Genomic DNA, 12,770 nt, shown 5'->3' with positions numbered 1-12,770 from the left:
AGGGCAGTGGACGCCTCCACAGTCCTAAAGGTTCCCATCTGAAGCGGCATTTGGCCAGCGTTAATCGACCCAACGGTTCAGTTCGCAGGTTAAATTGGGCTATAATCTGCGCCCTTTTTTTGAATCACCTGCCAGGCGATTTCCCATGACCAACCAGGCCGCCGAAGTCGCGAAACGCCGCACCTTCGCTATTATTTCCCACCCCGATGCGGGTAAGACCACCATCACCGAGAAGCTGTTGCTGATGGGCAAGGCGATTGCCGTTGCCGGTACGGTGAAATCGCGAAAGTCCGACCGCCATGCCACCTCCGACTGGATGGAAATGGAGAAGCAACGGGGTATCTCCATCACCACCTCGGTGATGCAGTTCCCGTACCGCGAGCACATGATCAACCTGCTCGACACCCCCGGTCACGAAGACTTCTCCGAAGATACCTACCGCACGCTCACGGCGGTGGACTCGGCGCTGATGGTGCTCGACGGCGGTAAAGGTGTTGAGCCGCGTACCATCGCCCTGATGGATGTCTGCCGTCTGCGTGACACGCCGATTGTCAGCTTCATCAACAAACTCGATCGTGATATCCGTGATCCGATCGAACTGCTCGACGAGATCGAGGCAGTATTGAAAATCAAGGCTGCGCCGATCACCTGGCCGATTGGTTGCTACCGCGATTTCAAGGGTGTGTATCACCTGGCGGGTGACTACATCATTGTCTACACCCCAGGTCACGGACACGAGCGTACCGAGGTGAAGATCATCGAGAAACTCGACTCCGATGAAGCCCGGGCCCACCTGGGTGACGAGTACGAGCGCTTCATCGAACAACTGGAACTGGTTCAAGGCGCTTGCCACGAATTCGACCAGGGCGAATTCATGCGCGGTGAGCTGACCCCGGTGTTCTTCGGTACTGCATTGGGCAACTTCGGTGTCGACCATGTACTCGACGCAGTCGTCGACTGGGCTCCGCGTCCATTGCCACGTGCCGCCAACGAGCGCACCGTCGAACCGACCGAAGAGAAATTCAGCGGCTTCGTGTTCAAGATCCAGGCGAACATGGACCCCAAGCACCGCGACCGTATCGCGTTCATGCGTATCTGTTCCGGACGCTACGAGAAAGGCATGAAAATGCGCCATGTGCGCACCGGCAAGGACCTGCGCATCGGCGATGCACTGACGTTCTTCTCCTCCGAGCGTGAGCAACTGGAAGAAGCCTGGGCGGGCGACATCATTGGTTTGCACAACCATGGCACCATCCAGATCGGCGACACCTTCACTGAAGGCGAAGCGCTGGGCTTCACTGGTATTCCGCACTTCGCCCCGGAGCTGTTCCGCCGCGTTCGCCTGAAAGATCCACTCAAGTCCAAGCAGTTGCGCCAGGGCCTGCAGCAACTGGCTGAAGAGGGTGCTACCCAGGTGTTCTTCCCTGAACGCAGCAACGACATCATTCTCGGCGCCGTGGGTGTGCTGCAGTTCGATGTGGTCGCCAGCCGCCTGAAGGAAGAGTACAAGGTCGAATGCGCCTACGAGCCAATCACCGTCTGGTCCGCGCGCTGGATCAGCTGTGAGGACAAGAAGAAGCTTGAGGAATTCAAGACCAAGGCAGTGGAGAACCTGGCGATCGACGGCGGTGGTCACCTGACCTACCTGGCCCCGACGCGTGTCAACCTGGCGCTGATGGAAGAGCGCTGGCCAGACGTCAAGTTCCGCGCAACCCGCGAGCATCACTAAAAGCCACAGGCTTTAAGCTACAAGCTGCAAGAGGACAGCAGGCCGGACACCCGCCTGCTTTTTCTTGCAGCTTGAAGCTTGAAGCTTAAAGCTGGCCGAAGGCCGTCAATTCCCCGCTTTGATGCTGGTCCAGATTCGTGTGCGGATGCGGTCGATTTTGGCCGGCATGGCTTCCAGGGCGAACAGCTTGCCGAGCATTTCTTCGCTCGGATAGATCATGGTGTTGGCCTTCATAGTCGGGTCGACCAGGGCGTCCGCCTTGAGGTTGCCGTTGGCGTATTGCACGTGCTCGCTGATGTTGGCCATGACCTCGGGTTGCAGCAGGTAGTTCATGTACGCATAGCCGGCTTTTTCGTTGGGTGCGTCGACCGGCATGGCAACCATGTCGAACCACATCGGTGCGCCTTCCTTGGGAATCGAATAGCCCACCTTCACACCATTCTTCGCTTCCTCTGCACGGTTCTTGGCCTGCAGCACGTCACCCGAGAATCCCACGACAACGCAGATGTCGCCATTGGCCAGGTCGCCGGTGTATTTCGACGAGTGGAAGTAGTTGATGTAAGGACGTGCCTTCATCAGTAATTCCTTGGCCTTTTCATAATCCTTGGGGTCTTGGCTGTGATGCGGCAAGCCCAGATAGTTGAGGGCAATTGGCAGCAGTTCGGGACCGTTGTCCAGCACCGCTACCCCGCAACTTTTCAGCTTGCTGATGTACTCGGGTTTGAAGATCAGGTCCCAGGAGTCCACCGGGGCGTTGTCGCCCAGAACCGCCTTGACCTTGTCGATGTTGTAGCCAATGCCGGTACTGCCCCACAGGTAGGGGAAACCGTACTGGTTACCAGGGTCGTTGACTTCCAGGGCCTTGAGTAGCACGGGGTTGAGGTTCTGCCAGTTTGGCAGTTGGCTCTTGTCGAGCTTTTTCAGGGCCTTGCCCTGGATCTGCCGGGCCATGAAGTGGTTGGACGGAAATACGACGTCGTAGCCGGAATTGCCAGTCATCAACTTGCCATCGAGGGTTTCGTTGCTGTCGAACACGTCGTAGGTCGGCACGATACCGCTGGCTTGTTGGAAGTTCTTCAGCGTATCGGGGGCAATATAGCTGGACCAGTTGTAGATTTTTACCGAGTCGGCTGCCTGGGCAGCGACGGTGGCCAACAACAGCGGTGCGATGAGCAATGGGCGCATGTCTGGATTCCTTGCTTTGTCTGTTTTTATCGAAGGAGGCAGGCGATCAAACGATCAGAAAATCAATACATAGGTTTTGCGCACGGTTTCCTGGATATCCCAGATTCCAGTGCTATTGGCTGGCAGCATGATTGCGTCACCGGCCTCGATGGTCAGTGGTTCGCCACCATCCGGGGTAAAGGTGCAGCGGCCCTTGATGAAGTGGCAGAACTCCTGTTGCACAATCTGGCGCCGCCAGCGGCCCGGGGTGCATTCCCAGATGCCGGTTTCAACACCGTCGCTGCGCTCGACAGACGTCACCGAGGCAATTGAAACCGGCTCGCTCAGCGGCACGGCAACTGGATTGGATTCTTGCAGGACTGCAGTGTCGGTGTTCTTGAATTGGGTAATGCTCATACCGGTAAATCCTGTACAGGGGGAACGAAAAGGTCAGCGCATGAAACCTTCCATGAAATCCGCGACACCACTGGCCAAGCGACGGCGCCAAGGGGCGCTGTTCGGGTTGGCGAGGGTCTGGTCTTCATGGACAAAACTTTTGATGATGGCGTTGTAGCCCAGCCAGCGGCACGGCTCCGGCTCCCAGGCGGCGAGGCTGGACAGCGTTCTGTCCGGATGCGCCCACGGCTGCTGGGTAAGCACGCTCGAGCGCTCAAGAATCAGATCGGCCAAGGTACGCCCTGCCAGGTTGGTGGCACCGACGCCTTCGCCACCGTAGCCTCCAGCGAGGGCGATATGCTGTTTGCGGTCACAGAGCATGTGCGGCTGGAAGCGTCGGGCCATGCCCAGATTACCGCCCCAGGAATGGGTGATGGCGACGTCCTTGAGCTGTGGGAACAGCTCACCAAACAAGTAGCGACGCAGTTCTATCTCGCTGGTGGTGAGGTCGAAATCTTCCCGCAGGCGTCCGGCAAAGCGGTAACCGCCACGGGCGCCGAACACCAGACGATTGTCAGCGCTGCGCTGGCCGTAGGTAACCTGACGACTGTTTTCACTGAAGGCCTGGCCACGGCTGAGGCCGATCTTTTGCCAGACCTGTTCAGGCAGCGGCTCGGTTGCCACCAGCAGGCTCTGCACCGGCATCTGGTATCGACCTAGTGGTGGCAGGTTGACCGAATAGCCTTCGACCGCTGGCACCACCCACTGGCATTTGATCCGCGCTTGGGCGGTGCGCACTTCACCGGGTTGCCAGTCGATGACCGGGCTGTTTTCGTAAAGATGAACACCCAGGCGCTCAACGGCTCGGGCCAGGCCGCGAACCAGCTTGGCCGGCTGGATCGTTGCCACATTCGGGTTGAAGATAGCGCCGTAAGGCTTGCTGATGCGCAACTGGGTCGCCAGTTCTTCCGCGTTCATCCAACGGTAATCGTCTTCGGTCAGACCCTGCTTGTAGAGCTTTTTCAGGTAGTCACGCAGCGTGGCTTCCTGCTCCGGATAACGTGCGGCACAGTACAGTACGCCACCTTTGCGGTAGTCGCAGTCGATGTCCTCAAGCTCCAGAACACGCTGCACTTCATCGGGTATGCCATGCAGCAAGTCGAAGGATGCCCGGCGCTGTTCGGGGGAGCTGGCAGCCAGCAAGCGATCTTCGCCGAGCAGGTTGCCCATCAGCCAGCCACCGTTGCGCCCGGAGGCTCCGAAGCCGGCAATACTGGCCTCGACAATGGCGATGTTCAGGTGCGGGGCTTGCTGCTTGAGGTAGTAGGCGGTCCACAGCCCGGTGTAGCCGGCACCGATGACGCAGACATCCACGTCCAGGTCCTTGTGCAGGGCTGGGCGGGTAGTCAGCGTCTCGTCCAGCTGGTCCATCCAAAGGCTGATTTTGCGCCATGGCTGCATTATGTTCGGCTCCACATCCGTTACGGTCTGTGGCGATCCTAGAAGCAGGCGGGGGGTGTTGTCTTAGCTGCGTGCACGCAGAGAATTTTGCTTCACCCAGGCCTTTGGCGAGAGGCCGGTATGCTGGCGGAAACACTTGTAGAAGGCCGATAGCGAATTGAACCCGGCGGCAAAGGCCAGGTCATCGATTTTCGCGCTGGACGTCGCTTGCGCCAGGCCATTGAGCAGGTGTTGCAGGCGCGCATGGTTGACGTAGCGGTAGAAGCTCTGGCCCAGCACCTGATTGAGCAGATAGGAAATCTGGTTGCGGCTGTAGCCGCTTTCCTGAGCTACGCGTTGCAGGTCCAGCTCGGGGTCGAGATAGGGTTGCTGGCGCTGGAAATACTGCTCCAGGTCTTGTGCCATGGAACTCAGTTGTCGTGGCGACAGACCGAGTCGGCTGATAGTCGGGCGCACATCGCTCTGGGCCGACTCTGGGTTGGGCTCGCGCACCAGAGATGCGTATTCGTTGACCCGCCAGACCAGGCCGTCACGTACCGTAATCGCCTCACTGGACTGGAAGGCCACCAACCCCTCGCCGCCTTGCAAGGTGACTTGGTACTGGATGAAGGCGGTACAGCCGTCGACGCGGATGCGGTCGCTGTGAACGATGTCTTCATCCACTTCACGAGGCATGCTGGCGCGTACGTACTCACGCAGCTCGGCAAGGTGCAGCACACGGTTTTGAAAGTAGTCGTTGTACTGGATTTGTGGGTGAAACAAGGCCATCACCCCGTCGAGGTCGCGATGCTTCCAGCACAGGTGATAGCGCAGCACGGTAGCGGCGGTTTCCGGGGTCTGTTCCGGGCCGTCGGGGAGGCAGTCAGGGATCATGTCGGAATAGTGATGGAGTGCTTGATCGCGGGTCAAGCCCGCTCCCGCAGGCCAGCATTGAATCCGGCCTGGGGAAGTGGGCTTGCCCCGCGAAGGGTCCTAGAGGAACTGCTCGGCGTAATGACACGCCACCTGCCGAGTCGCCACCTGCCGGAACGCTGGCTCCTCGGAGGAACAGCGCTCGGTGGCATACGGGCAACGCTTGTGAAAGGCGCAGCCAGATGGCGGATTAAGGGGGTTGGGTAGCTCACCGACGATTTTTATCTTCGGCTTGAGCGGGTCCGGGTGAATGGTCGGTGTGGCCGACAGCAGGGCCTGGGTGTAGGGGTGCAGGGGCTTGTTGTAGATGTCTTCCTTGGGCCCCATTTCCGCTGGACGCCCCAGGTACATCACCAGTACCTGATCAGCCACATGACGAACCACTGCCAGGTTATGCGAGATGAACACGTAGGCGGTGTTGAACTCTTTCTGCAGGTCCATGAACAGGTTCAACACCTGGGCTTGAATCGACACATCGAGGGCCGAGGTGGGTTCGTCGGCCACCAGTACCTTGGGTTGCAGCATCATTGCCCGGGCCAGGGCAATACGCTGGCGCTGACCTCCGGAAAACATGTGCGGGTAGCGCTGGTAGTGCTCGGGGCGCAGGCCGACCTGTTGCATCATGGCCTGGACTTTTTCCCGCCGTTCGTTCTTTGACAGCTTGGTATTGATCAGCAGCGGTTCGGCCAGTTGGTCACCGATTTTCTGACGCGGGTTGAGTGAAGCGTAAGGGCTCTGGAACACCATCTGCACGTCTTTGCGCAGTTGTTTGCGCTCGGTCTTGTTGGCCCCGGCCACTTCCTGACCGGCAATTTTCAACGAGCCGGAAGAGGGTTCCTCGATCAGCGTCAGGGCACGTGCCAGGGTTGATTTGCCACAGCCGGACTCACCGACCACGGCCAGGGTCTTGCCCGCTTCTAGTTCAAACGAGACCCCATTGAGTGCACGTACCAGGGCATGGCCTTTGAACAGACCGCGGGAAACTTCGTAGTGACGGGTCAGTTCACGGGCGGTAAGGACGACAGTCATCACGCCACCTCCTGGTTCAACGGGTAGAAACAGCGCACCTGGCTATGGGCCTGGGGATCGAGGGTCGGGCGTTGGCGACGGCAGTTTTCCTGCACGTACGGGCAGCGCGGTGAGAGCAGGCAGCCTTCGGGACGGTCGTAACGGCCGGGAACAATTCCCGGCAGGGTCGCCAGACGCTCGGCGCCTTCACTGTGCTCTGGAATAGCTGCCAGCAGGGCTTCGCTGTAGGGATGCGCAGGCACCTCGAACAGCTCCGGTACCTGACCGACCTCCACGGCTTGACCGGCATACATCACACAGACGCGTTTGGCTGTTTCGGCGACGACAGCCAGGTCGTGGGTGATCAGGATCAGGGCCATGTTCTGTTCTTGCTGCAGGTTGAGCAGCAGCTCCATGATCTGCGCCTGAATGGTGACGTCCAGGGCGGTGGTCGGCTCATCGGCAATCAACAGCTTGGGTTCGCCAGCGATGGCCATGGCGATGGCCACGCGCTGACTCATACCCCCGGACAGTTGATGAGGGTAGGCGTCGAGGCGGCTTTCGGCCGCGGGAATCTCGACTTTCTTGAGCAGTTCCAGAGCGCGTTGGCGCGCGGCCTTGCCACGCAGGCCAAGGTGCTGGCGCAGGACCTCCTCAATCTGGAATCCCACGGTGTAACTGGGGTTCAGGGCGGTCATCGGGTCCTGGAAGACCATTGCCATATCCTTGCCCACCACTTTGCGACGTTGCCGACCGCTGAGGGTGAGCATGTTGACGCCGTCAAAGCTCAGGGCATCGGCGGTGATGCGTCCTGGCGCATCGATCAAGCCCATCAGTGCCATCATGGTGACCGATTTGCCCGAGCCCGACTCGCCGACAATTGCCAGAACTTCGCCTTCGCTGACGGTAAGGTCCAGACCATCGACAACCGGCACCGCGTTGGTGTCGCCGAAGCGCACACTCAAATTCTTGATTTGCAGAAGTGACATGGCGTTCCCCTCAGGCGGCATTCTTGAGTTTTGGATCGAGCGCGTCGCGCAGTCCGTCACCCATCAGGTTGATTGCCAGCACGCTGAGCAAAATGGTCAGCCCAGGCAGGCTCACCACCCACCAGGCACGTTCTATGTAGTCACGGGCCGAGGCCAGCATGGTGCCCCACTCAGGGGTCGGTGGTTGAACACCAAGGCCAAGGAAGCCCAAAGCTGCGGCATCGAGAATCGCCGAGGAGAAACTCAAGGTGGCCTGGACGATCAGCGGCGCCATGCAGTTGGGCAGCACGGTGATGAACATCAGGCGTGGTAGGCCAGCGCCTGCCAGGCGTGCAGCGGTGACGTAGTCACGGTTCAGTTCAACCATTACCGCTGCCCGGGTAAGTCGCACGTAGGAGGGCAACGAAACGATAGCGATGGCAATGACGGTGTTGATCAGGCCAGGGCCGAGGATGGCGACAATCGCCACGGCCAACAACAACGATGGCAGGGCCAGCATCACGTCCATCAGGCGCATGATCGAGGGGCCGAGAATACGCGGGAAAAAACCCGCCAACAGGCCGAGAAAAACACCGGGGATCAGCGAGATCAGCACCGAGGACAGGCCGATGAGCAGCGACAGGCGTGAGCCCTGGATGAGGCGCGAAAGCAGATCGCGGCCCAGTTCGTCAGTGCCGAAGATAAATTGCCAGTTGCCGCCCTCAAGCCAAACCGGTGGCGTCAGCAGGAAGTCGCGGTACTGCTCGCTGGGGTCGTGGGGCGCCACCCAAGGAGCGAACAGGGCACAGAACACGATAAGGCTCATGAACATCAGCCCGGCGACCGCGCCCTTGTTGCGCGAAAACGCCTGCCAGAACTCTTTGTAGGGTGACGGGTAAAGCAGGCTGGTATCGACAGCGGTGACCGGGGCGGTGTTAGGTTTGGCAATTGGGGTTGTCATGAAGTGGCCCTCAGCGCTGATGACGGATGCGTGGGTTGGCCAGGCCGTAGAGGATGTCCACGACGAAGTTGACCAGGATCACCAGGCAAGCAATCAACAGAATGCCGTTCTGTACCACGGGGTAGTCACGGGCGCCGATAGCTTCGATCAACCATTTGCCGATGCCTGGCCAGGAAAAGATCGTCTCGGTCAGTACCGCACCGGCCAGCAATGTGCCGACCTGCAGGCCGAAAACCGTAAGTACGGGAATCAGCGCATTGCGCAGGCCATGGACAAATACCACCCGAGCAGGCGACAGCCCCTTGGCCCGGGCGGTGCGAATGTAATCTTCGCGCAGCACTTCAAGCATTGAGGAGCGAGTCATCCGCGCGATCACTGCCAACGGAATGGTACCGAGCACAATGGCTGGCAGAATCAGGTGCATAACGGCGTCCTTGAACGCGCCTTCCTCATCGCTGAGCAGGGTGTCGATGAGCATGAAGCCGGTTTTCGGCTCGATGTCGTAGAGCAGGTCGATGCGCCCGGAAACCGGGGTCCAACCAAGGCTTACGGAGAAGAACATGATCAGAATAAGCCCCCACCAGAAGATCGGCATCGAATACCCTGCCAGGGAAATGCCCATTACCCCGTGATCGAACAGCGAACCGCGCTTCAGTGCGGCGATTACCCCCGCCAGCAGGCCTATCACGCCGGCGAACAGCAAGGCGGCCAGGGACAGTTCCAGGGTCGCCGGAAACAGGGCGAGAAACTCGGTCCACACGCTTTCACGTGTACGCAGCGATTCACCCAGGTCGCCTTGGGCAAGTTTGCTGACGTAATCCAGATACTGCTCTGGCAGGGGTTTGTTCAGGCCGAGGCGCTCCATGGCCTGCGCATGCATTTCTGGGTCGACCCGGCGTTCACCCATCATCACCTCCACCGGGTCACCGGGTATCAGGCGTATGAGTGCGAAGGTAAGCAAGGTAATGCCGAAAAAAGTCGGGATCAAAAGTCCCAGGCGCCGGGCAATAAAACTAAACATCTTATGGTGTACCTCATCAGCCGGTCAGGCAGTCCCGCCAGCGCCCGGGTAGGGCACTGACGGTCGTTCTTGTTCTACTTCACCTGGGTGGTGGCGAAGTTGTTATTGGTGAGGGGGTTGATGTGGTACCCCTCCACGTTGCTACGCATGGCAGTGAACATCTTCGGATGCGCCATGCTGATCCACGGTTGATCTTCATCGTACACCGCCAGGGCCTTTACATAGAGCGCTGCGCGCTCATCTGTGTCGGACACTGTACGTGCCTTGTCGATCAATGCCTGGAATGTCTTATTGCACCAGCGTGCATAGTTCTCTCCGCTTTTGACTGCATCGCAACTGAGCAGGGGAGTCAGGAAATTGTCCGGGTCGCCGTTGTCGCCTGCCCAGCCGGTAGAGACCATATCGGCTTCACCCTTTTTCGCCCGGCGCAGCATTTCGGCCCACTCCATGATACGGATATCGACTTTCAAACCGATCCTGGCAAGGTCGGCCTGAAGCATTTCTGCACTCAGGCGGGGGTTGGGGTTGGTCGGGCCGCCGCCATTGCGGGTGAATAGGGTCAGCACTGTACCGGGCGGTACGCCGGCTTGCTTGAGCAGGTCGCGGGCCTTGTCGAGGTCGCGGGGTGGGTTGCGGTTACTGGTGTTGTAGCCCATCAGTGTTGGCGGATAGGGGTTGATCGCCACGAGCGCATTGCCTTTGCCAAACAACTGGTCGACATGGGTCTGGCGATCGAAGGCGATGTTGATCGCTTTGCGCACGCGCACGTCACTCAAGTATTTGTGTTCGGTATTGAGCGAGATGTAGCCGGTGGTCAACGCCTCCATTTCGGCAACCTTGAGTGTGGGATCTGCCTTGATGCTGTCGATGTCATCCGGCTTGGGATAAAGCGCCACCTGGCACTCATTTGCTTTGAGCTTCTGCAAGCGCACGTTGTTGTCGGTGGCGATGGCGAAGATCAGGGCATCGGCGGGTGGTTTGCCGCGAAAGTAGTCCGGATTGGCTTTATAGCGAACCTGGGCGTCCTTGTTGTAACGCTGGAAGATGAACGGACCGGTGCCAATAGGTTTGCTGTTGAGCGCTGCTGTTTGTCCGGCCTTGAGCAACTGGTCGCCGTACTCCGCCGAGTAGATCGAGGTGAAGGCCATGGCCAGATCAGGCAAGAACGGCGCTTCAGGACGATTAAGGGTAAAGACTACGGTGTGATCATCGGTTTTCTCGACGCTCTTGATCAGGGCCTTGAACCCCATGCTTTCAAAATAGGGAAAGCCGATGCTGGTCTTGTTGTGCCACGGATGGTTGGAGTCCAGCTGGCGACGGAAGCTCCACAGCACATCGTCGGCATTCAGTGGACGAGTCGGTGTGAAGTAGGCAGTGGTGTGGAACTTCACACCTTCGCGCAAGTGAAAGGTATAGGTCATGCCGTCGGCACTGATCTCCCAGCGCTCGGCCAGGGCCGGCTGGATTTCAGTGGTGCCGGGCTTGAAGTCCACCAGGCGATTGAAAATGGTTTCAGCCGACGCATCGGCAGTCACCGCGGTGGTGTACTGGACGATATCGAAGCCTTCCGGGCTGGCTTCGGTACAGACCACCAACGGCTTGGCCGACAGGCTTGCAGCGGCGCTCAACAGGACGGCTGTCAGGGCAGCCTGTAGCGGTAGCGATTTCATGAACTCTCCCTGCTATCAATTAAGCCAGCGTAGTCGCCACGACCGATTCAGCGAACCGGTCGTGGCTGCCGTTGCTAGAGAATGTTGAACGGAATGGTGGTCACGATGCGCAGCTCATCGAGACTGCCGTCCGCCTGGGCCTTGCTCGCCCGGTGGGCGGTGTAGGTCGCGCGGACAGTGGTGTCCTTGAGCGCACCGCTCTGCACGGCATAGCTGGTACCGATACCCCACTCATAATGGTTCTCGCCGTCCTGGTTCTGCACGTCATAGCCAGTGCCCTTGTAGTGTGTGCCATCGATGCCCCAGCCGCGTGCGTTGTATAGGTTGAATTTCAAACCTGGTACGCCGTACTGGGCCATGTTCAACACATAAGCTATCTGCATCGATTTTTCGTTCGGACCGTTGAAGTCCGAAAGCAGGGAGTTGGCCAGGAAGATGGCGTTGGTTTCATGCAGGTAGTCGAAGTACTCGTTACCGTTGACCTGCTGGTAGGAGAACGTCAGGTTGTGCGCCTGATGCGTGAGCCCCAGCGACAGGCTGTAGGTATCGTTGTCAATTTCACCAAGTTTGCTGCGTCCCTCGTCCTTGGTTTTGTAGTAGTTCAGCCCGGTGTTCAGGCTCACTACCGAACTGTCGCCCAGCTCATGGTTGGCACTGAAGTAGTACTGGTTCCAGAAATCCTCGACCTTGGAAGCATACAGGCTGGTCCTCAGGCTTTGCAGTGGCTGGTAGGTGATGCCGGCCATGCTGATGCGATCAGTTTCTACACCATTGGCCGCGTACTCGGAGCGGAATTTGCTCAAGCTCTGCTCCGTGCGTGGCGAGACGCGATCAAAGGAGCCGACGTCGAACGACAGGTTGTTGAACTCTTCGCTATGAATGCTCACACCCTGGAAACTTGAGGGCAGGGCGCGGTTGCCGATGTACGCAATCACCGGTGTATCCACCGAGTGGCGGCCGGCGGTCAGGGTAGTGTTGGAGACCCGCGCCTTGACGTTGGCCAGGCCCATCTTGCTCCATTGGCCGATGACATCACCGTCACTATGGGTAAGGGTGCGATTGTTCGGTCCGGCGACGGCGGCACGGCCTTGCTCCAGGGCCACGGCGTTATAGGCTGCGACTTCTGTGGCGAAGCCTACGGTGCCTTGGGTGAAGCCGGAGCTGTAATTGAGAATGGTGCCTTGCAGCCAGTTGTCACGGCTGTGGGTATCGTGGCGAGTGCCATCACTCTTGTAATACTTCCAAAGCGGTGCGCGGGTGGCACGTTCGCGGGCATACCAGTTACGTGTCGAGCCGGACAGGCTGTGTCCCTCGATGAAACCTGTGGCTTGTTCTTGGGCACTGGTGGTTTTGACGCTGAGCGGAACATAGTCCTGGCTCGCGGGTTCGGCCTGGGCCATGGTTGACAAGCCACCAAGGGACAGGGCCAATACTGCAGTTTGGGTTCGTCTCAAGTTGAAGCTCCCTTTTCTTTTCTTTT

General features: G+C 58.9%; 11 protein-coding genes. 1 reads left to right on the top strand and 10 read right to left on the bottom strand.

What is annotated here, in order from left to right:
• Window positions 1-145: 145 nt before the first annotated feature.
• Window positions 146-1,729: a peptide chain release factor 3 gene (locus D3Z90_RS21965; protein ID WP_136478008.1), complete on the top strand. Its 1,584-nt coding sequence runs from the start codon at window positions 146-148 to the stop codon at window positions 1,727-1,729.
• 105 nt (window positions 1,730-1,834) lie between these two features.
• Here D3Z90_RS21965 and D3Z90_RS21960 read toward each other — a convergent pair whose 3' ends face one another.
• From D3Z90_RS21960 to D3Z90_RS21915, 10 genes are all read right to left on the bottom strand, one after another.
• Window positions 1,835-2,914 carry a polyamine ABC transporter substrate-binding protein gene (locus tag D3Z90_RS21960; RefSeq protein ID WP_136478007.1) on the bottom strand — a complete coding sequence of 360 codons (1,080 nt, stop codon included), beginning with the start codon at window positions 2,912-2,914 and terminating at the stop codon, window positions 1,835-1,837.
• Between the two features lie 54 nt (window positions 2,915-2,968).
• Complete coding sequence (locus D3Z90_RS21955; RefSeq protein ID WP_136478006.1) at window positions 2,969-3,310, bottom strand: cupin domain-containing protein; 342 nt, start codon at window positions 3,308-3,310, stop codon at window positions 2,969-2,971.
• Window positions 3,311-3,343: 33 nt separating this feature from the next.
• Window positions 3,344-4,750 carry an FAD-binding oxidoreductase gene (locus D3Z90_RS21950; RefSeq protein WP_136478005.1) on the bottom strand — a complete coding sequence of 469 codons (1,407 nt, stop codon included), beginning with the start codon at window positions 4,748-4,750 and terminating at the stop codon, window positions 3,344-3,346.
• Window positions 4,751-4,813: 63 nt separating this feature from the next.
• On the bottom strand, window positions 4,814-5,623 hold the full coding sequence (locus D3Z90_RS21945) for a nuclear transport factor 2 family protein (protein ID WP_136479023.1): 810 nt from the start codon (window positions 5,621-5,623) through the stop codon (window positions 4,814-4,816).
• Window positions 5,624-5,722: 99 nt separating this feature from the next.
• Window positions 5,723-6,691 (bottom strand): peptide ABC transporter ATP-binding protein, encoded by a 969-nt coding sequence (locus D3Z90_RS21940; protein WP_136478004.1) that lies wholly within the window; start codon window positions 6,689-6,691, stop codon window positions 5,723-5,725.
• On the bottom strand, window positions 6,691-7,659 hold the full coding sequence (locus tag D3Z90_RS21935) for an ABC transporter ATP-binding protein (protein WP_136478003.1): 969 nt from the start codon (window positions 7,657-7,659) through the stop codon (window positions 6,691-6,693). The genes D3Z90_RS21940 and D3Z90_RS21935 overlap by 1 nt, the downstream gene beginning before the upstream one ends.
• 10 nt (window positions 7,660-7,669) lie before the next feature.
• The gene (locus D3Z90_RS21930; protein WP_136478002.1) at window positions 7,670-8,599 is read right to left on the bottom strand and encodes an ABC transporter permease subunit; all 930 of its coding nucleotides are present in this window, start codon (window positions 8,597-8,599) and stop codon (window positions 7,670-7,672) included.
• A 10-nt stretch (window positions 8,600-8,609) separates the two neighbouring features.
• On the bottom strand, window positions 8,610-9,620 hold the full coding sequence (locus D3Z90_RS21925; RefSeq protein ID WP_136478001.1) for an ABC transporter permease subunit: 1,011 nt from the start codon (window positions 9,618-9,620) through the stop codon (window positions 8,610-8,612).
• Window positions 9,621-9,694: 74 nt separating this feature from the next.
• Entirely contained in the window at window positions 9,695-11,290 is a 1,596-nt protein-coding gene (locus D3Z90_RS21920; RefSeq protein ID WP_136478000.1) for an ABC transporter substrate-binding protein, read from the bottom strand.
• A 74-nt stretch (window positions 11,291-11,364) separates the two neighbouring features.
• Window positions 11,365-12,690: an OprD family porin gene (locus D3Z90_RS21915; RefSeq protein ID WP_136479022.1), complete on the bottom strand. Its 1,326-nt coding sequence runs from the start codon at window positions 12,688-12,690 to the stop codon at window positions 11,365-11,367.
• Window positions 12,691-12,770: the final 80 nt, after the last annotated feature.

The organism is Pseudomonas sp. DG56-2, assembly GCF_004803755.1.
GTDB lineage: Bacteria > Pseudomonadota > Gammaproteobacteria > Pseudomonadales > Pseudomonadaceae > Aquipseudomonas > Aquipseudomonas auratipiscis.
Note: the sequence above shows the minus strand (reverse complement) of the source record. Positions and strands in the feature narration are given on the sequence as shown.

What these genes read in the sequence shown, in the direction of transcription:
- D3Z90_RS21930 (WP_136478002.1), bottom strand. Translation starts at nt 8,599, where the DNA reads ATGACAACCCCAATTGCCAAACCTAACACCGCCCCGGTCACCGCTGTC.
- D3Z90_RS21950 (WP_136478005.1), bottom strand. Translation starts at nt 4,750, where the DNA reads ATGCAGCCATGGCGCAAAATCAGCCTTTGGATGGACCAGCTGGACGAG.
- D3Z90_RS21940 (WP_136478004.1), bottom strand. Translation starts at nt 6,691, where the DNA reads ATGACTGTCGTCCTTACCGCCCGTGAACTGACCCGTCACTACGAAGTT.
- D3Z90_RS21955 (WP_136478006.1), bottom strand. Translation starts at nt 3,310, where the DNA reads ATGAGCATTACCCAATTCAAGAACACCGACACTGCAGTCCTGCAAGAA.
- D3Z90_RS21925 (WP_136478001.1), bottom strand. Translation starts at nt 9,620, where the DNA reads ATGTTTAGTTTTATTGCCCGGCGCCTGGGACTTTTGATCCCGACTTTT.
- D3Z90_RS21935 (WP_136478003.1), bottom strand. Translation starts at nt 7,659, where the DNA reads ATGTCACTTCTGCAAATCAAGAATTTGAGTGTGCGCTTCGGCGACACC.
- D3Z90_RS21945 (WP_136479023.1), bottom strand. Translation starts at nt 5,623, where the DNA reads ATGATCCCTGACTGCCTCCCCGACGGCCCGGAACAGACCCCGGAAACC.
- D3Z90_RS21920 (WP_136478000.1), bottom strand. Translation starts at nt 11,290, where the DNA reads ATGAAATCGCTACCGCTACAGGCTGCCCTGACAGCCGTCCTGTTGAGC.
- D3Z90_RS21965 (WP_136478008.1), top strand. Translation starts at nt 146, where the DNA reads ATGACCAACCAGGCCGCCGAAGTCGCGAAACGCCGCACCTTCGCTATT.
- D3Z90_RS21960 (WP_136478007.1), bottom strand. Translation starts at nt 2,914, where the DNA reads ATGCGCCCATTGCTCATCGCACCGCTGTTGTTGGCCACCGTCGCTGCC.
- D3Z90_RS21915 (WP_136479022.1), bottom strand. Translation starts at nt 12,690, where the DNA reads ATGGCCCAGGCCGAACCCGCGAGCCAGGACTATGTTCCGCTCAGCGTC.